Source organism: Collinsella sp. LCP19S3_B7 (assembly GCF_052121795.1).
Taxonomy (GTDB): domain Bacteria; phylum Actinomycetota; class Coriobacteriia; order Coriobacteriales; family Coriobacteriaceae; genus Collinsella.
Genome location: NZ_JBQKDO010000003.1, coordinates 64,106 through 82,550, shown reverse-complemented (window position 1 = coordinate 82,550; position 18,445 = coordinate 64,106). Strand labels below are relative to the sequence as shown.

Sequence of the window (18,445 nt, the reverse complement as noted above, 5' to 3'; positions counted from 1 at the left end):
GCGCTACCACTCGATCGTCTCGATAGGCACGGGATTTTGCTGGACCGTCTCGCTCTCCACACGACCGCTCTTAAAGCAGATCAGGCGATCGGCCATGGGCGCGAGCGCGGAGTTGTGCGTGATGATGATAACCGTAATGCCCTGCTTGCGGCAGGTATCCTGCAGCAGCTGCAGGATCTGCTTGCCGGTTTTATAGTCGAGCGCGCCCGTGGGCTCATCGCACAGGAGCAGCTTGGGGTTCTTGGCCAGTGCGCGGGCGATGGACACGCGCTGCTGCTCGCCGCCCGAAAGCTGCGCGGGGAAGTTGGCGAGGCGCTCGCCCAGGCCAACCTGGCGAAGTGTCTGTTCGGCATCGAACGAATCGGGGCAGATTTGCGCCGCGAGCTCGACGTTTTCGAGCGCCGTCAGGTTGGGAACCAGGTTATAGAACTGGAAGACAAAGCCGACGTCGGCGCGGCGGTATTCCACGAGCTGCGCCTCATTGGCGGAACTCACGTCGCGCCCATCCACCGTTACGGTGCCGGAAGTCGCCGTATCCATGCCGCCCAGAATGTTGAGCGCCGTGGTCTTGCCGGCACCCGAAGCACCCAAAATGATGGCGAGCTCGCCACGCTCGACCGTAAAGCTCGCGCCATCGAGCGCGTGAATGCGGGCGTCACCCTCGCCGTATGCTTTGACGACGTCCTTGAATTCGATATAAGCCATCGATTAATTCCCATCTGGTCGGATAACTCTTTAGTATTACCCATTTCGCACCGACCAAAAAGGGACAGGTTTATTTTGGCAGGTTTTATATGGGGAAACGAGGGGTGCGGGCAGGCACCAGGACTGTCCACGGCAACCATTTGACCCAAACCGTATCCACCGCTATGATGCCGCTACGGAATGAATGTCTCCGTTGGGTGCGCCAGCCAAGCTGCCGCGTTACCCTAAACCGCCTTGTTGCTGATGACTTCTGCTGTTACGTGATGCCCCTAGGCATCACGCCGCGGCAGGAGTCTTTTTTGTTTTGGAGGAGAAGTGTCGGAAAGCGGCGCATCGAGCAGAATCAAACGTCTGCTCAACACCTATAGCGGTCTTGTGCTTATGGGTGCCGTCGGAATCCCCGTCGGTATCATCGTTGGCGCCATCTGCGCGCTCTTTGGACGCGTGCTTTTGGCGATCGGCGCCTTCCGCGACGAACACATCACCCTGCTCCTCCCCTTCCTCGCCCTTATGGGCCTTGCCATCGTGTTTGCCTACCGCGCTTGGGGCAAGGGCACCGACCGCGGCATGAGCCTGGTATTCGACGTAGGCCACGGGCGTGAGGACGCCATCTCGCCGCGCTTGGTGCCGCTCATTATGCTGAGCACGTGGGGGACGCACCTCTTTGGCGGCAGTGCGGGACGCGAGGGCGTGGCCGTGCAGATCGGTGCAACCGTCTCACATTGGATCGGCCGACGTCTACCTTTCCGAGACCCCGGCAACACGTTTTTGCTTATCGGCATGGCCGCCGGCTTTGCCGGGCTCTTTCGAACGCCCCTTGCTGCCACGGTCTTTGCTATCGAAGTACTGGTCGCAGGACGCATGGAATACCGCGCGCTGTTTCCCGCGCTTACAGCCTCGCTCGCCGCAAGTATGACCTCCGGTGCCCTGGGACTCGAGAAGTTCGAGGTCGCCGTTGTCGCCTCATGCGCGCTTGATCTCCCCGGTCTTGGACGGCTTGCGGTACTAGGCATCGCGTTTGGCATGGTAGGCGGTGCCTTTGCCTGGTGCCTTGCCCATGCCAAGACCCTTGCGGCGCGGCTGCTCCCCAACCCCTATGCGCGCATCGTCGCTATCGGCATCGCGCTATCGGCGATTCTGTTCGCACTGTGGCAGGGTCGATACTGCGGCCTTGGCACCAACCTGATATCGGCGGCGCTCAACGGTAACGGTAAGGTCGCCATCATGCCTTGGGACTGGGCGCTCAAATTCGTACTCACCATCGCCACACTTGCCGCAGGATATCAGGGCGGTGAGGTGACGCCGCTGTTTTCCATCGGAGCCAGCCTGGGTGTCGTACTCGCCGGGATTCTCGGCATGCCCGCCGAAATCTGCGCCGCGCTGGGCTACGCAGCCGTCTTTGGCAGCGCCACCAATACGCTGCTCGCACCCATCCTTATTGGCTGCGAAGTCTTCGGCTTTGGTAATCTGCCGATGTTCTTTATTGTCTGCGTCGTGGCTTACCTGTTCAACATGGATAAGTCGATCTACGCCCTGCAAGAGCGAGCGTAGAAAGATGTCCAAGCAGGTGGTCTCAACCGGAAACGGCGTCCCACTCTGAGGCTGTATTCCGGGACACGGTTTCCGCTTGGGACGCCATTCGGAAAGCGCATCCCGCTTTAAAACGGAATTCCGGGACGTGGTTTCCGTCTGAGTCTCCATTCGGAAAGCGTGTCCCGTTCTTTCACGGCATCTTGGCTATGCAAAGTGTTCGAGCGCTAGTCCTCGTACGCGCCCTCAAGCCGAAGCAGCCACTCCTTGCGATCGAGCCCGCCGGCATATCCGTTAAGCGCGCCGTCGGCGGCAACCACGCGATGGCACGGCACGATAATCGAAATAGGGTTGCGAGCGACCGCAGCCCCCACCGCACGAGGAGACATAACGGGGTCCTCGTTCCCCGGCACCCGATGGCGGGCGGCGACACGAGCCGCAATCTCGCCATACGTGGCGACCTCGCCACGCGGAATAGAAAGCAGCTCAAACCAGACTTCACGCTGAAACGCCGTACCGATCATATGCAACGGCGGCGTATACAGAGGCTCCTGCCCTGCAAAATAAGCATTCAGCCAAGCCCACGAACGCTCAAGCACCGAAGAAGCCGCACCATGAGCCGGACTCGCCGACGACATGCCACCAGCACCGGAAACCGCATCGGCCCCTTCAACATGTTCGGAGTCTTCCCGGAGAAGCGTGGAGCCAAAGTGCTCCTGCCCCTCAAACCAAAGCCCCGTCAGGCCGCGGCCATCAGCGGCAAGCAGGATTTCGCCCAAAGGCGAAGCAAACGTCGTCGTGACCACCAGCGGCTCCTTTCAAAACTCCGCACTATAATACCGCGAATTGTGTAGACAACTCCGCAGATACGTCTGGGCAGGAACGCAATTGCTTAAGCGAGGCCACTTTCCCCAATCAAGCGGAGAAGACGCGGGGCTTCGACGCCAAAGCGGTACCCCTACCAGCTGAGCTCTAATACTTTTCCCGAGAAGTGAACGAGTAAAAACGAGGCCCCGGAGCATCCACACTTTTTGATTACAAAACCGCAGGATTCGCGCAGCAAAGCCGCAGGAAATAGCGGTCAAAATATGCCAATGCTTCGGGGGTCCAAAATAGGTCGTTCACTTCTCGGGAAAAGTATTCAACTTCAATTCACCCCAACCCCAAAGTCACCTCAGGCAGCAGGCGCGAAGCGCCGCAGCTGCCGTCACGGACCCGCAGTCCCCAAAGGAGGCAGGCGCAAAGCGCCGAGGCCGCCGCCGGGACCAGGGCCCGCAACGGCCACGTGCCCTCACATCAGCCCAGCGGCCCCAACCAACAACGGCCCCATCGCAGACCGCTCGCAGCCGAGTCACCGCAGGCGGGGGCCGGGCTTAGCTTTCAGAACACTCCGCAGACCAGTGCGGCGCCTTGTCCGCGGCTCCGAAGGAGCAGGACAAGGCGCCGCACATGGTCGAGGACGTTCTGAAAGCTAAGCCCGGCCCCCGCCGGACAGTTCCACCGCTACTCGCAGAGCAGTTTGGCGATCTGGACGGCGTTGGTTGCCGCGCCCTTGCGGATTTGGTCGCCACAGCACCAGAAGGTGATGCCACGCGCGGCCTCGGGATTCGAGATGTCGCGGCGCACGCGACCGACCCAAATCAGGTCCTGGTCGGAGGTGTCCATCGGCATGGGGAATCGGTCGTGCGCATCCTCGGCACCCAGGTCGTCGACCAGCTTGACACCCGGGGCAGAAGCCAGCGCAGCACGGGCCTCCTCGACCGTAATGTCGCGCTCAAACTCGAGCGTAATGCTCTCGGAGTGCGAGCGCAGCACAGGCACGCGCACACAGGTGCAGTTCACGCGCAGCTCGGGCAGGTGCATAATCTTGCGACCCTCGTTTTGCAACTTCATCTCCTCGGAGGTAAAGCCCTCCTCCTTGACGCCGCCAATCTGCGGAATTAGGTTGCTCGCCAACTGGGCGGCAAATGCGCGCGGCTCGGGAATCTCCTCGCCACGACCCAGGGCGGCCAGCTGGGCCTCGAGCTCGGCCATACCGGGAGCACCAGCGCCCGAAGCCGCCTGGTACGTCGAGACGATCATGCGCTTCACGCCGGCGAGCTTGTGCAGCGGCCAGGTGGGGACCAGGCCGATGATAGTTGCGCAGTTAGGGTTAGCGATAAGGCCGTGATGCCACTTGATGTCGTCGGCATTGATCTCGGGCACGACGAGCGGCACCTCGGGATCCATGCGGAAGGCGTGGCTGTTGTCGACCACGACGGCGCCACGCTTGACAGCCTCGGGCAGCAGCTCCTTGGCGATATCGTCGCCGGCAGCGCCGAGTACGATGTCGCAGCCCTCAAAGGCCTCGGGGCAAGCCTCCTCAATAACAACCTGCTCGCCGCGGAACTCGACGGTCTTGCCCGCAGAGCGCGCGCTCGCCAGCAGCTTGAGCTTGCCAACCGGAAACTCCTGCTCGTTGAGGCACTCGAGCATCTGGGTGCCCACGGCCCCCGTCGCGCCCAAAATAGCAACCGTGTACTGTTTCATGCTTCCCCCTTTGAAGGTTGTGGCTTTTGCCCGCACGCCGAGCAGGCAGGATATTCTTGCCCAGTGTATACAAGAACGGGGCGGACACAAAACCCACCCCGTCGAAACGAAACCGAAACGAAACGCCCCGCGCTAGATTTTTTGGAACATGCCTCAAAACCCACTCGTGCGCCAAAAGGTAGATTTCTAGACATATCCCAAAAATCTACCGGGATGGTCGCTATTTGTGGAGGGCAGCCAGGGCGGGTTCAATCGGTGCAGGAGCCTCCAGATCGGAGACCTTCACAATGCCGTTCTCGTCGGAGAAGGCACGGTAAATGGTCTGAATCGCCAGGTCGAAGTCCTTATCCTCGACACCGATAATGATGTTGATCTCGTCGCAGCTCTGCGAAATCATGCGCACGCTCACGCCAGCCTGGCCGAGCATGCCAAACAGGTGGCCGGAAATACCTGCGCGGCCGCGCAGGTTACGACCGACGGTCGCGATGAGCGCCAGGCCCTCGACAACCTCAATCTCGAGCGGCTCAACCTCCTGCTGGATGTCGCCCACGAGCGAGTACAGCGAATCGTGCACATCCTGCTCCTGCACCACGGCGCCAAAGCGGTCGACGCCGGTGGGCATGTGCTCGACGGAAACGTCATAGCGCTCGAACACCGAAAGCGCACGGCGCATAAAGCCGACGCGGGGCTTGGTGCGATCGCGGGCCACGTTGATGGCGACAAAACCGCGCTTGCCGGTCACGCCGGTAATGATGGGCTCCGCCTCGCCCTCATCAGCCGTCTCGCTAATGATGGTGCCGGGGTCCTGCGGCGCATTGGTGTTCTTGATGACCAGCGGAATACCCGCCTCGCGCACGGGGAACACGGCCTCCTCGTGCAGGACGCTTGCGCCCATGTACGAAAGCTCGCGCAGCTCCTCGTAGGTAACGCGCGCAATGGGCTGAGCCTCGGGAACAATACGCGGATCGGCAGAGTAGAAGCCCGAGACGTCGGTCCAGTTCTCGTAAAGGTCGGCGTCCAGACACTTGGCCAGGATCGAGCCCGAGATATCGCCGCCGCCACGATCGAGCAGCTTAATCTGGCCCTCACGCGTCGCGCCATAGAAACCGGGCATAACAAAGCCGCCCTGCTGACCGTACTCCTGCACCAGCTCGGAGGTGCGGTTCATGCTGAGCGTACCGTCGTGATGGAACGCCACAACCGTCGCGGCGTCCAGGAACGGCAGGCCCAGGTACTCGGCCATCAGGCGAGCGGTGAAGTACTCGCCGCGGCTCACAAGCTCCTCGGTGGAGTAGCCGCCCGAGCGGGCGCGCTCGGCAAAGGCCGCGAACTCCTCACGGATGGGATAGGTGAGCTCCAGCTCGTCAGCGATATCAAAATAGCGCTGGCCAATGTCCTCGAGCAGCTCCTCACACGACACGTGATACTTAACGTGCGCGTTAACCAGGTAGAGCAGGTCGGTCACCTTGGTGTCGCCCTTAAAGCGGCGACCGCAGGCGGAAACCACCACAAAACGGCGGGCCGGGTCGGCATCGACGATGGCCTTGATCTTCTTAAAGTGTTCGGCGTCGGCGACCGACGAGCCGCCAAACTTGGCAATCTTAATCATGGGCTGGAGGTTACCTTTCTAAAAAGCCTCTGCGAACCTATTTGGCACGCTCTGATACCATGGTTTCACCGATTGGGACCAAGGCATCCGAGGAGCAGTGTTATATGGGAACTTATCATAGTACACGAGGACGCACTTTATCGTGCTCAAGTAAGGTGGCAATCCGCACCGGCATCGCTCCCGACGGGGGTTTGTTTGTCTCGGACGAGCTCGGCACCCAGCAGGTCGATATCAGCTCGCTTGCAGATAAATCGTACTTTGAAATCGCTCAAGATGTGTTGGGAATGTTACTGAATGATTACACGGGCGAAGAAATTTCGGCCTGTGTGAATGAGGCATATCGCGGCTCGTTCGCGAGTGAAGAGGTTACGCCGCTCGTCAAACTCGACGCTGCGCCGGGCGCTGACGCCCCTCAGACCTATGTGATGGAGCTCTTTGGCGGCCCCACGAGTGCCTTTAAGGACGTCGCCCTGCAGATGCTCCCCCGCCTCATGGCCCGCACTTCCGCCAAGGACGGCGGCGCCGAGCGCATCATGATCGTCACCGCCACGTCGGGCGACACCGGCAAGGCCGCACTCGCCGGTTTTGCCGACGCTCCGGGCACGGGCATCACCGTCTTTTATCCCGAAGGCAAAGTCAGCCGCGTGCAGAATCTGCAGATGTCCACACAGGAAGGCGATAACGTCGCCGTCTGCGGCATTCGCGGCAACTTCGACGATGCCCAGAGTGCCGTCAAGCGCATCTTTGCCGATAAGGAGCTTGCCGAGCGCTTGGAGGCCGCCGGAACGGTGCTCTCGAGTGCCAACTCCATCAACGTCGGCCGTCTGGTGCCGCAGGTCGTCTACTACTTTGCCGCCTATGCGCAGCTGTTGCGCGCCGGCGCCATCGAGGCCGGCGACGCCGTGGAGTTCTGCGTACCGACCGGCAACTTTGGCGATATCCTGGCCGGCTACTATGCCAAGCGCATGGGTCTGCCCGTCGCCAAGCTCATTGTCGCGAGCGACAAGAACAACGTGCTGGCTGACTTCCTGACCACCGGCGTCTACGACCGCAACCGTCCGTTCTTCACGACCATCTCGCCGTCGATGGACATCCTCATCAGCTCCAACCTGGAACGCATGCTCTACTTCCTGTCCGATGGCGACTGCGAACTTGTTGCCGGCCTTATGGAGCAGCTGGCAAAGACTGGTCACTATGAGGTTCCCGCCGACCTGCTGGCAAAGATTCAGAGCGTCTTTGGCTGCGGCTGGGCCAGCGAGGACGAGGTGCGCGCTGCCATCAAGAGCTGCTGGGATGCGAACGGCTACGTGATCGACCCGCACACCGCTTGCGGCTATCACGTCTTTGAAAATGTCGCTCCCGCCGAGGGCGCCAAGGCCCGTGTGCTGCTTTCGACCGCCAGCCCCTACAAGTTCCCGCGTGCCTGCTGCGATGCTCTGGGGCTCAACGTTCCCGAGGACGACTTTGAGGCCATGCGCGTGCTCGAGCAGGCCACCAATACGGCCGCACCGGCACAGCTCGCCGAGCTCGAGTCCAAACCCGTCCGCTTCGAAGACGTCTGTGACGTCGATGAGATGGCAAGCTACGTCGAGTCTGCAGCAAAAAAGATGGCTACCAACTAAAACCCTTATTAAGCGCCGGCGAAAGCCGGCGCACCTTCTTTTATCAGATAACCCCCGGGATGATGACGAACGCGCACAGCGTGCCTGGCTGTTTAGTTCGTCGCGAGTTCCGCACGCAAAGGAAAGCACTTAATGTGCTTTCCGTCTTGTGCAGGACTGCCCGAGCAGCAAACTAAACAGCCAGGCACGCCAGGAGGACCCACATGATCAAGATCACCGTCCCAGCAACCAGCGCCAACCTAGGCATCGGCTACGACACCCTCGGCATGGCCGTCAGCCTCTACTCGCACTTCACCTTCGAGCGCGCTGACAAGCTCACCATCACGGGCTGCCCCGAGGAGTTCCAAAACGAGAACAACCTGGTCTACGTCAGCTTTGTCGATGCGCTGGCCGCATGGGGCGAGCCGGCTTTTCCCGTCGCCATCGACATTCAAACCGATGTACCCGTCGCTCGCGGCCTGGGTTCCAGCTCCACTTGCGTCGTCGCTGGCATTATGGCCGCCGCCGCACTGACAGGCCACACCGTCGACCGCGCTGAGCTCGTCCGCATTGCCACCGAGGTCGAGGGCCATCCCGATAACGTCGCTCCCGCCATCCTGGGCGGCGCCGTCTGCTCCTTTACGCCGACCGATTCGCTCCCCCAGTGCCTGCGCTACGAGGTGAGCGATCGCTTGCGTTTTATTACCGTGATTCCGCCCTACGAGGTTCACACGAGCGAGGCGCGCAAGGTCGTGCCGCAGGAGATTCCGCTCTCCACCGCCGTATGGCAAATGGGCCGTATCGCCGGCATGACGCGAGGCCTGGAGGCTGGCGACCTCGACCTGATTGCCGCCGCCAATGACGACCGCATCCAGGAGCCCTATCGTCGTCGCCTGATTCCCGACTACAACGCTGTGCGCGACACCTGCCTTAACGGCGGCGCCAAGACCATCTGGATCAGCGGTTCGGGCTCTACCCTTATGGCTGTGACCGACGACACCATCGTGGCAAAATTCCTGCAGGTCAAGCTGCGTGAGCAGTTCCCCAAGTGTGAGACGCACATTCTGACGTGCGACACCGAGGGCGCTCAAATCGAGTACCTGTAGCGCCCTGTCTCATTGCTCTCACCGGTCTCCTTGGGGCTTCCCCTGAAAACGTCCTCGATCATGAATTGCCCTGTCGTGCGCTTCGCGCGACGGGGCAATTCGATCTGCGGATTGTTTTCAGGGGAAGCCCCAAGGAGACCTACGCGACCTCGACAGGATAATCGCATTCGCTGATTTAATATTGCGCTCCTTCGGAGCTGCGGATAAGCGGGCCTCGTGCTGCGGAATGTTTTTAAGGGGATGCCCCCGGGTGGCCCTATGGCAACGTGGCTAGCGATGTCTATAGGGACCCACGCTTTGAAGGGGCGTCGGGCTGAAATTATGGCCCTTTATTGATAGGGGCTCTTGCTAGGCTGGAGCACTTACTAGTGACAGGATTCGACTATGTGCTTGGTTTACGCCGCACTGGGTTCCTTGTATTCGAAGACTGGTTCTAGGAGGTCTTCGATGTTGCAGTGGAGGGCTTTTGCTATGGCTCTTACGCTTGTTACCGAAGCTTCATTGATGTTTCTCTGGCGCTGCTCGTACATTTGGATTGAGCGGAGTGACACACCCGATTCGTATGCTAGGTCTTGTTGGGTTTTCTTAAGCTTCTTTCTTGCTAACGCAAGTTTGGTTTGCCTGGACGCTTTTTTCGCCATATCGCAGACGAGGCGAGCCACACGTTCCTCCGAGGCTTCGTGCCAGGGGTAATACAGACTGCGCAGCACATCAAATGGAACGACATGCAGCAAATCTTCGAAAGACTCTCCTAGGCGCCACTGCAGGTATGCCAGCATCCAGCCCGCCCAATATTCCGGCGTCTTCTCAAATCGATAGGTGCAGTCCGGTATAGACCTGTTTTGATAGCCCGACCTTTCAGCGATAAGCGCGAACAGCTCAACACCCGATTTTCCCGACACGACCCATGCGTTACCGCGTTCAAACTCGCGAGCAACCCCGCTCAGGCAAAAGAGTTCAGCAACTTCAGATCCTTCTGCTCCATAGTCATTGACGGCATAGTCGAAGCAGTCGCCGAGGTTGTTCATTGCGTCCTCAAGGTAGTAGACGGGATATGTCCTACTCGGTCCACGATCTGTTAACTCTTGGATCATTTAAATCAACCCTCCCTGCCATTAAATCCCTAATGTCGATACCTTCGGAATCGAACCCATTGACCGTATCCAAGTATTTGCGTCGAGCATTCTGCTCTCGCTCAAAACGCTTGGGATAAAACTCAGACCCCGAAGCCCGCTTCCAATCGCAGAATCTAATCATCGAAAATGCGCGCTCGCTCATAAGGGCATATTGGATACCCAAATCACCCAAGCACATGATACGTTGCAGCTGTCTGAGCGATATCATGCCGCTGACAAACTGTCTTGCAAACGAAAAATAGGAGTCGTCAGCACGATAGCCTCGAATAACGTCGTGTACCAACAACTATCACTGGGGTGATATAGATGGATGAATACTATTGTCTGCCAAGAGCCCCTACTAGAGGCAGGCCTCGGCAATGCGGCGCTTGAGCTCGTCGATGCCGGTGCCGGTCTGGGAGCTTGTGATGATTACGTTTTCGGCCGGGACGTTGAGTTGCTTTTTGATGGCTGCCGCTTGGCGTGCCTGCTGGGTGCGGCTGAGTTTGTCGGCCTTGGTGAGGCAGACGACAAAGTTGAACTCGTTGCCCTGCAGGTAGTCGATCATGTCATGGTCGAGCTTGCTGGGGTCATGGCGAATGTCCACCAGCGACACAACCAGGTTAAAGCTGCGCTCGGAGTCGAAGAAGTCGCCGATGAGCTCGGCCCAGCGGTCGCGCTCGGCCTTGGAACGACGGGCGAAACCGTAGCCCGGCAGGTCCACAAAGTGCACGTCGTCGGCCTCGAAGAAATTGATATTGCTCGTCTTGCCCGGCGTGCTCGAAACCTTGACCAAGTTCTTGCGGCCAAAGAGCTTGTTCATGATGGACGACTTACCCACATTGGAGCGGCCCACAAAGCTCACCTCGGGACAGGTGGACTCGGGGATCTGCGAAACCTTGCCGTAGCTGGCGACGAACTTGGCAAGCTGGTAGTTAATGGAATCGGCCATGGATACTCCTTGGTCGTAGGTTCTTACAATAGGGATGCACGATTACGCAGCGGCGATGCAGCGGACGATATCGAGTGTGATGCCGCTCGCGGTGCGGGCGTACTCGTCCAAATCGAACTCTCGCTCGCAAAACGCGTCATATGCCTCGTCACAATTATCGCTGATAGCACGCAGCACCAGACAATCGACACCGTTCTTGGCTGCAATATGGGCAATCGCAGCACCTTCCATCTCAACGCAATCGGCATGCGTCGCGTCGATGGCGGCGGTGCGCATAGCGTCGCCCGTTACAAAGCGGTCACCTGTAGCGATAGTGCCAACCAGGAACTGCTTAGGGTCCTTCTCCGCAGCGGAATCGGAAGCGTCAGCATCGATAAACCCATGTTCGGCAAGCACGGTGGTGGCGATGTCAACCAGAGCCGGTGTCGAGGCAAACTCCTCAAGCTCCGGCGCCGACTCGGCGATGAGCGCCGTGTCGGTATCCAGATAGCGCAGGCACTTGCCAATAACCACGTCATTGATATGAAGTTTGGAGTTTAAGCCACCCGCAATGCCCGAAAACACAACGGCCTGCGGAGCATATTTGCTGATGAGATGCTGTGTTGCACCAGCGGCGTTTACGGTTCCCATGCCAGCGGTCGTGGCGACCACTGACAGACCGTTGAGCTCGCCGCTTACAACGCTCAAGCCTGCCTCTTGCGACACATGGGCGCCGTTCAGTTCTTCTTTAATCTGCGCAACCTCTTTTTCGAGTGCACCGATGATTGCGATGGCAGGCATACCATCCCCCAAACCTGTGAAAACTGTTTATCCACGGTATGGTACCAGCATTTTGACTCAACCGCGCAATACGAAGCCGTTAGGCCAACGCAGCGCGGGTATCGTAGAGCGCCTTGGCGATGGCGGCCACGGCCTCACTCGAACGGTCACTCCACGGCATCGATGACATGATGCTCATAATGTAGGTGTCGCCATCGACATCGATGAGGCCAGCATCGCACGTCGCATTGCAACCTGCCTCGCTGATCCAACCGGCCTTGTTACGCACCATGACATGGTCGTCCGCAATGCCGTCACGGATAAAGGACCGGGTCGTAGAGGCCAGAAGGCCCGACAGCCATTGCGACGTCTCGCTCTCGCGGCTCAAATACTCGCTCATCTCGCGCCACAACTTGGCCGAGGTGCGCGGGCAGTAGGTTGGGAAATCGCTCATTGGATCGAGCGCGACCTCGTCTTCGACGCCGAGTGCGGCAATCCAATCCTCGTAGCCATCTTGATCAAACGTTGCACGCAACGCGATAAACGAGTCGTTATCCGAGTTGACGACCGAGGTCTCGATCAGGTCGCGAACCGTCAGCCAGCCCATACTGTAGCCGCCATAGGTGCCCAGAGTATCATCGAGCGATACTTGCCCTGTCTCGACCAGTAACTCGCAGACGTAGAGTACATAGAGCGCCTTGTAGCTGCTCGCACCGTACACCTCGGCGTCCGCGTTATACGTCACGCCCTTGCCGCTCGACAGATCGTAAAACACCACGCCCACGTCGCCCAATTCCTGAGCCTGATCAAGGGTATCTTGGAGCGCGGCGAGGCTCTCATCCTCCAGGACGGGGATCTGGTCATCAACCAGTGAGAAGGTCTGCACGGTATCGCCTGAGGGAATATCGTTAAAGTCCGCCTTCGAAAGCCTCGTCTTGAGGCTCGCTGTCGACAGGGTTTGACTTGCGGTGGCTTTAGATTTAGAGACCTTTTTGTTTTGCGTCTGTACCGTTGACGCATCTGAGTGTGCCATTCGCTCCGACGCGTAGGTTTTAGCGGTAATTCCGAGGATAATAACCGCCAACGTTAGCATCCCAATGGCGGCAATCTTCGTCACGCGGATGCGAGCGTCGGAAAGGCCACGCGAAGACGTGCCCTTCGTCTCATATCTGCTGCTATGCTGCGGCACATGCTCGTCCCGCGATGCGTTGTTTCGCACGTGGTCTCCTGATTGCTCCCGTTCATATACGAGCAGCATAATACCGAGCAGGCATTTCTTTCCAAAGATATTCAGAAGCGTTTAAGGTGTCTTTAAAGAAACCACAAGCGTATTTATCCAAATGGCACGATTCTGTTGCGCATCTCACCGCAACCCAGAGAGCAGTCTTTTTAGGACGGGGCTCTTTTAGCTACTTCTCCACCCTACCGGCCCCAAATGAGCTACCCCTAGCCGATGGCGTTTTTGAGTTCCGCGCGGCGCTTTTTCATGCCCGTCATGACGGCGTTGCGCAGCTCGGGGATGCGCGCGGCATCCATCTGTGGAACGCCCTCGAGCTTATAGGGAATCCCCAACTGTTCATACTTGACGACGCCCATCGTGTGATACGGCAGCATTTCCAGGCCCACCACGTTATGCCACGGGGCAATCAGACGACCGAGTGCCTCGCACTCCTCTGCCGTGTCGGTAATGCCCGGTACTACCACGTGACGGATAACGACCTTGATCCTGCGACGCGCCAGCTCATCGCCAAACGCCAGGATGCGCTCAGGATCGCAACCGGTCAGCTTTTTATGCTCGACGGGATCGGCATGTTTAATGTCGAGCAGCACCATATCGGTCTCGTTGAGTACGGCATCGAACTTCTCGGGATGCGCGGGGTCGAACGCATAGCCGCAACTATCCAAGCAGGTATGTACGCGACCATCGGGGTTGTTGTGCATTGCGCGGAACAGGTCGGCCAAGAACTCAGGCTGCAGGAGCGGCTCGCCGCCGGATACCGTAATACCACCGCTGCGGTAAAACTCATGGTTGCTCTGGAACTCGTCTATCAGGTGCTCGACGGTCACCATGGTGCCGCCGTTAACCGACCAGGTATCGGGGTTGTGGCAATACGCACAGCGCATGGGGCAGCCCTGAACAAACACCACAAAGCGGATGCCAGGTCCATCGACCGTTCCCATCGTCTCGATCGAATGAACGCGGCCCAGGGCAAACGCGGAGTCCTCAGGACGAGCGTCCATACCCTCGAGCTTCATCTCAGCCATTCCCGCTACCTTGCCTCTCATTGGTTTTAGCTACATAAATGCCAGAGTCATTCTAGCCTATATGCTTGATGGCGAAACGGTTTAGCGGTCAATTGGATTGTCCTATTTGGCCCCATGCAAAAGCGGCGGGAAGGTTGTCGCAACCCGCCCGCCGCCGAGGCAATAGAAATCGATAGACGCCAGGCGTTACGCCTTGAGCGTGAGCACCGCGCCGAAGGCGGTCGGGCCGCAATGGCTCGAGATGACGCCGCCGACCTGAGTCCAGGTAACGTCCCTAAAGCCCAGGTCGTGCGCATAGACTTCCATGTCGTCGCGCAGCTCCTCGGAAAGGCCTACCGAATACGCCAGGCCAATGTGCGAGTAGTCAATTTCGCCCTTCGCAACCATGTGGTCAATAAAGGCGCGGGCGCACTTGAGCATAGAGCCGCGGAACTTCTTGGTCGCCACGAACTTGCCACCCGTTACCTCAATGCAGGGCTTAATCTTGAGCAGATGGGCGCCTAGGAACGCGACGTTGGACAAGCGACCGCCCGCCTTAAGGAAGGCAAGGTCGGTAGGAACAAAGCCCAGCAACACGCGGTCCATAACGGAGCTCGCGAAGGCGAAGATCTCGTCGACGGTGGCATCGGGATGAGCCTCGATGTATTTGGCGGTCTCGACGACAACAAGCGACTGGCCCACCGAGACAAAACGCGTGTCCATGGAGAACACGTAGTCGCGCCCCTCTGCCGCGATCTTCGAGGACTGATGCGAACAGGTCGTGGCCTCGGAATACGCAAGATGCAAAATGGTCGCGTCTGGCTGCTCGGCGTGAATGCGGTCGTACACGCGAGAGAAATCTGCCGGCGCGCAGCCGCTGGTCTTGGGCATCACGCCAAACTCGTTGCAGCGCGAATAGATCTCGAGCGGATCGATCGAGCCGTCCTCGACGGTCTCGTCACCAATCGTGACATGCATGGGCACACGCACGATGCCGTAGCGTTCGCAGAGCTCTGGCGTCACATCCGAACCAGATTCAACCACGATTACGTACTTGCCCATTCTTATCACGACCCATCTCGACGTTGACTTTTTAATATGTGACGCACGTCCGCCGTCCTGCTACAGAACGGCCTCCAAGCGCCAAAGAGACGCCGTCCCTTGCACACAACAAAGGACAGCGTCTCCCTGGAAAACTCCGTTCTTAACTGAGATTTTACACGGTTTATTACTAAGTGTTACTTACTCCGCAAACGGTAGCTATACGCGATAAACGGTAGCAAGTAAGTATCCAGAACGCTCAACCCATTAGGAGCGTTCCGCCTAAAGGGTGACTACAAAGGACCCCCGCCGGGGCTGTTTGGGCTACCTCCCAAAACATTCCGCAGGACGCAAGAAGCCCTCGCCGCACGAAGTGCGCAGCGAGGGCTTCTTGCATGTCCGAGGACGTTTTGGGAGGTAGCCCAAACAGCCCCGGCGATCCTGCGGGAGTTAAACCCCTTTAGAACTTGTTGTGGAAGGTACGCGAAATGACCTCGTCCTGCTGCTCCTTGGTGAGCGTGTGGAAGTTCACGGCATAGCCGGAAACGCGGATGGTCAGCTGCGGGTACTTCTCGGGGTGAGCCTGAGCGTCGAGCAGCGTCTCACGGTTGAAGACGTTGATGTTCAGGTGGTGGCCACCCTTCTCGGCGTAAGCGTCGAGCATGTGGACCAGGTTGTCGGCCTGAGTCTCGGAAACTTCAGAAACCTTCATAATGTGTCTCCTTCAATCGATAGGCGCCGGCCGAAACCGGCGCACTAATCAGTAATCGTTATTGTTAGTATAGCACTAACAATAGTTACTCGCCCAGCTGATCAAGGTCGATATCACCAAAGAACACTTGGTCCTCCTTGCCGAGCGCGCCCGGGATGATGGAGAAGGTGTTGGAGATGCCGTCCTGGGCATCGCGGAACGGGAGCTTGGAAACCGAAGACAGCGAAGCGATGGCGCCGTGGCTATCGCGCTTGTGCATGGGGTTAGCACCCGGGGCGAACGGCTGGCCAGCCTTGCGGCCATCGGGCGTGGAGCCGGTCTTCTTACCGTACACGACGTTGGAGGTAATGGTCAGAACCGAAGTCGTGGGCACGGAGTTGCGGTAGGTGTCGTTCATGCGGATGTACTCCATAAACTGGTGCACAACGTCGTGAGCGATCTGGTCGACGCGGTCGTCGTCGTTACCGTACTTGGGGAACTCGCCCTCGGTCTCGAAGTCGACGATGATGCCGTTCTCGTCACGGACGGGGTGGACCTTGGCGTACTTGATGGCGGACAGGGAGTCAGCCACGACGGAAAGGCCAGCGATGCCCGTAGCGAACCAGCGGTGCACGTGCTTGTCGTGCAGAGCCATCTGGATGCGCTCGTAACAATACTTGTCGTGCATGTAGTGAATGATGTTCAGCGAGTTGACGTACACGCCAGCGAGCCACTTCATCATGTCGTTGTACTTGGCCATAACGTCATCGTAATCGAGCGTGTCGCCCTCGACGGCGCGATACTTGGGGCCGACCTGCTTCTTGGAGACCTCGTCAACACCGCCGTTGAGTGCGTACAGCAGGCACTTGGCCAGGTTAGCACGAGCACCGAAGAACTGCATCTCCTTGCCAATGCGCATGGAGGACACGCAGCAGGCGATGCCGTAGTCGTCGCCGTGGTAAACGCGCATGAGGTCGTCGTTCTCGTACTGGACCGAGGAGCTGGCGACAGAAGTCTTGGCGCAGAACTTCTTGAAGTTCTCGGGAAGACGGGTCGACCACAGAACGGTCATGTTGGGCTCGGGGCTGGTGCCCATGTTCTCGAGCGTGTGCAGGTAGCGGAAGCTCATCTTGGTAACGAGCGTACGGCCGTCAACACCCATGCCGCCGATGGACTCGGTGACCCACTGCGGATCGCCGGTAAACAGGGCCTGGTACTCGGGGGTACGGGCAAACTTGACCATGCGGAGCTTCATGATGAAGTGATCCACGAACTCCTGGATCTGCTCCTCGGTGAAGGTGCCGTTGGCAAGGTCGCGCTCAGCGTAGATGTCGATGAACGTAGAGGTACGGCCGATGGACATAGCGGCGCCGTTCTGCTCCTTGACGGCAGCGAGGTAGGCGAAGTACATCCACTGGATGGCCTCCTGCGTGTTGGTAGCAGGTTTGGAAATATCGAAACCATAGGTCTCGGCCATCATCTTGAGCTCGCCGAGGGCGCGGATCTGCTCCTGCAGCTCCTCGCGATCGCGGATGTTGTCGGCGGTCATGACCGTCGGGGTGGAAGCCTTCTGAGCCTCCTTGTCCTTGATCAGGTAGTCGACGCCGTACAGGGCGACACGACGGTAGTCACCGATGATGCGGCCGCGGCCATAGCCATCGGGCAGACCGGTGATGATGTGAGCCGAGCGGCAAGCACGCATCTCGGGGGTGTAGACATCGAAGACGCCGGCGTTGTGGGTCTTGCGCTCGAAGGTGTAGCGCTCGACAACGTTCTCGTCGACCTTGTAGCCGTGCTGGCTGGCAGCCTGGCAAGCGATGCGGATACCACCGTTGACGTGCAGAGCGCGCTTGAGCGGCTTGTCAGTCTGGAGGCCGACGATGGTCTCCTTCTCGCGGTGGGCGTTATCGATGTAGCCAGCGGGGTGGCTCACGATACCCGTGACAGTCTTGGTGTCCATATCGAGGACGCCGCCCTGCTCGCGCTCCTTGAGCAGCAGGTCGAGGACCTCGCCCCACAGCTCCTTGGTACGCTCGGTCGGACCGGCGAGGAACGATTCGTCGCCCTCGTAGGGGGTGTAGTTCTTCTGGATGAAGTCTCGGACGTCAACCTCTCCCGTCCAGATGCCTTCCTTGAAGCCTTCCCATGCCTCCTGCATTGTGTAACCACGCTCCTAGTTACGTATAATGCGGCGCTCTCTCACACCGCTGCTTATTGAATTCTTGAATGTTCGACCTGCACTACCGGCTTCTTCCGTTCTTCACCACACGTTGGTATAGGAAAAAACGTTTGTCCACCTTGGAACTGCAACCCAAAACCCAAGATTTCACCCGTCTGAGAAGGATAACATAGCCACCCCCTTCATCAGGGCTGTTATATGTTTCTTTTTTTATACCATTAGGGCGTTTTTAACAAATCCGCAGGAAATGCGAGCGTGAACAACTACCGTTCACCGATTTGTTTGGTATTTTTCCTTGCCTTTGTACGACGTTCACTCTAGCTGTTATGCCAGCTTTAGCAGGGTAAAGTGCCCCAAAGACCCACAGAAACTGCAGGGCGGCCA

16 protein-coding genes are annotated in these 18,445 nt (G+C 58.7%); 3 read left to right on the top strand and 13 right to left on the bottom strand.

The features are described 5' to 3' along the window. Positions 1 to 3 precede the first annotated feature (3 nt). Positions 4 to 705, bottom strand: a complete 702-nt coding sequence (locus ACTQW0_RS02135; protein ID WP_427718202.1) for an ABC transporter ATP-binding protein — start codon at positions 703 to 705, stop codon at positions 4 to 6. A gap of 315 nt (positions 706 to 1,020) precedes the next feature. On the opposite strand from ACTQW0_RS02135, the gene ACTQW0_RS02130 reads away from it, so the two are divergent. Further along, complete coding sequence (locus tag ACTQW0_RS02130; RefSeq protein ID WP_441566710.1) at positions 1,021 to 2,256, top strand: chloride channel protein; 1,236 nt, start codon at positions 1,021 to 1,023, stop codon at positions 2,254 to 2,256. Positions 2,257 to 2,462: 206 nt separating this feature from the next. On the opposite strand, the gene ACTQW0_RS02125 is transcribed toward ACTQW0_RS02130, so the two are convergent. The 3 genes from ACTQW0_RS02125 to ACTQW0_RS02115 all read right to left on the bottom strand — a co-directional run bounded on the left by ACTQW0_RS02125 (position 2,463) and on the right by ACTQW0_RS02115 (position 6,373). Continuing rightward, positions 2,463 to 3,041 (bottom strand): methylated-DNA--[protein]-cysteine S-methyltransferase, encoded by a 579-nt coding sequence (locus tag ACTQW0_RS02125; protein WP_441566708.1) that lies wholly within the window; start codon positions 3,039 to 3,041, stop codon positions 2,463 to 2,465. A gap of 697 nt (positions 3,042 to 3,738) precedes the next feature. Continuing rightward, positions 3,739 to 4,764 (bottom strand): aspartate-semialdehyde dehydrogenase, encoded by a 1,026-nt coding sequence (locus ACTQW0_RS02120; RefSeq protein ID WP_154514908.1) that lies wholly within the window; start codon positions 4,762 to 4,764, stop codon positions 3,739 to 3,741. 220 nt (positions 4,765 to 4,984) lie between these two features. After that, positions 4,985 to 6,373 carry an aspartate kinase gene (locus tag ACTQW0_RS02115; RefSeq protein WP_154514910.1) on the bottom strand — a complete coding sequence of 463 codons (1,389 nt, stop codon included), beginning with the start codon at positions 6,371 to 6,373 and terminating at the stop codon, positions 4,985 to 4,987. Positions 6,374 to 6,477: 104 nt separating this feature from the next. On the opposite strand from ACTQW0_RS02115, the gene thrC reads away from it, so the two are divergent. Continuing rightward, a complete protein-coding gene (gene thrC, locus ACTQW0_RS02110) occupies positions 6,478 to 7,995 on the top strand; it encodes a threonine synthase (RefSeq protein WP_441566706.1) in 1,518 nt (505 codons plus the stop codon). Positions 7,996 to 8,198: 203 nt separating this feature from the next. Next, complete coding sequence (thrB, locus tag ACTQW0_RS02105; RefSeq protein ID WP_154514914.1) at positions 8,199 to 9,080, top strand: homoserine kinase; 882 nt, start codon at positions 8,199 to 8,201, stop codon at positions 9,078 to 9,080. Between the two features lie 395 nt (positions 9,081 to 9,475). On the opposite strand, the gene ACTQW0_RS02100 is transcribed toward thrB, so the two are convergent. From ACTQW0_RS02100 to pflB, 9 genes are all read right to left on the bottom strand, one after another. Further along, positions 9,476 to 10,108 (bottom strand): helix-turn-helix transcriptional regulator, encoded by a 633-nt coding sequence (locus tag ACTQW0_RS02100; RefSeq protein WP_427748371.1) that lies wholly within the window; start codon positions 10,106 to 10,108, stop codon positions 9,476 to 9,478. Positions 10,109 to 10,139: 31 nt separating this feature from the next. After that, positions 10,140 to 10,499: a DUF3990 domain-containing protein gene (locus tag ACTQW0_RS02095; RefSeq protein ID WP_441566704.1), complete on the bottom strand. Its 360-nt coding sequence runs from the start codon at positions 10,497 to 10,499 to the stop codon at positions 10,140 to 10,142. A 57-nt stretch (positions 10,500 to 10,556) separates the two neighbouring features. Continuing rightward, positions 10,557 to 11,147: a ribosome biogenesis GTP-binding protein YihA/YsxC gene (gene yihA, locus ACTQW0_RS02090; protein WP_441566702.1), complete on the bottom strand. Its 591-nt coding sequence runs from the start codon at positions 11,145 to 11,147 to the stop codon at positions 10,557 to 10,559. A gap of 42 nt (positions 11,148 to 11,189) precedes the next feature. Continuing rightward, on the bottom strand, positions 11,190 to 11,927 hold the full coding sequence (gene mtnN, locus ACTQW0_RS02085; protein ID WP_441540234.1) for a 5'-methylthioadenosine/S-adenosylhomocysteine nucleosidase: 738 nt from the start codon (positions 11,925 to 11,927) through the stop codon (positions 11,190 to 11,192). 79 nt (positions 11,928 to 12,006) lie between these two features. After that, the gene (locus tag ACTQW0_RS02080; RefSeq protein WP_441559403.1) at positions 12,007 to 12,939 is read right to left on the bottom strand and encodes a serine hydrolase; all 933 of its coding nucleotides are present in this window, start codon (positions 12,937 to 12,939) and stop codon (positions 12,007 to 12,009) included. 413 nt (positions 12,940 to 13,352) lie between these two features. Next, positions 13,353 to 14,171 carry a pyruvate formate-lyase-activating protein gene (gene pflA, locus ACTQW0_RS02075; protein WP_441559404.1) on the bottom strand — a complete coding sequence of 273 codons (819 nt, stop codon included), beginning with the start codon at positions 14,169 to 14,171 and terminating at the stop codon, positions 13,353 to 13,355. Between the two features lie 186 nt (positions 14,172 to 14,357). Continuing rightward, positions 14,358 to 15,212: a DegV family protein gene (locus tag ACTQW0_RS02070; RefSeq protein WP_154514928.1), complete on the bottom strand. Its 855-nt coding sequence runs from the start codon at positions 15,210 to 15,212 to the stop codon at positions 14,358 to 14,360. A 439-nt stretch (positions 15,213 to 15,651) separates the two neighbouring features. Next, the gene (gene grcA3 / locus ACTQW0_RS02065; protein ID WP_055252439.1) at positions 15,652 to 15,903 is read right to left on the bottom strand and encodes an autonomous glycyl radical cofactor GrcA3; all 252 of its coding nucleotides are present in this window, start codon (positions 15,901 to 15,903) and stop codon (positions 15,652 to 15,654) included. Positions 15,904 to 15,988: 85 nt separating this feature from the next. Continuing rightward, positions 15,989 to 18,040, bottom strand: a complete 2,052-nt coding sequence (pflB, locus tag ACTQW0_RS02060; protein ID WP_427795522.1) for a formate C-acetyltransferase — start codon at positions 18,038 to 18,040, stop codon at positions 15,989 to 15,991. Between the last annotated feature and the right edge of the window lie 405 nt (positions 18,041 to 18,445).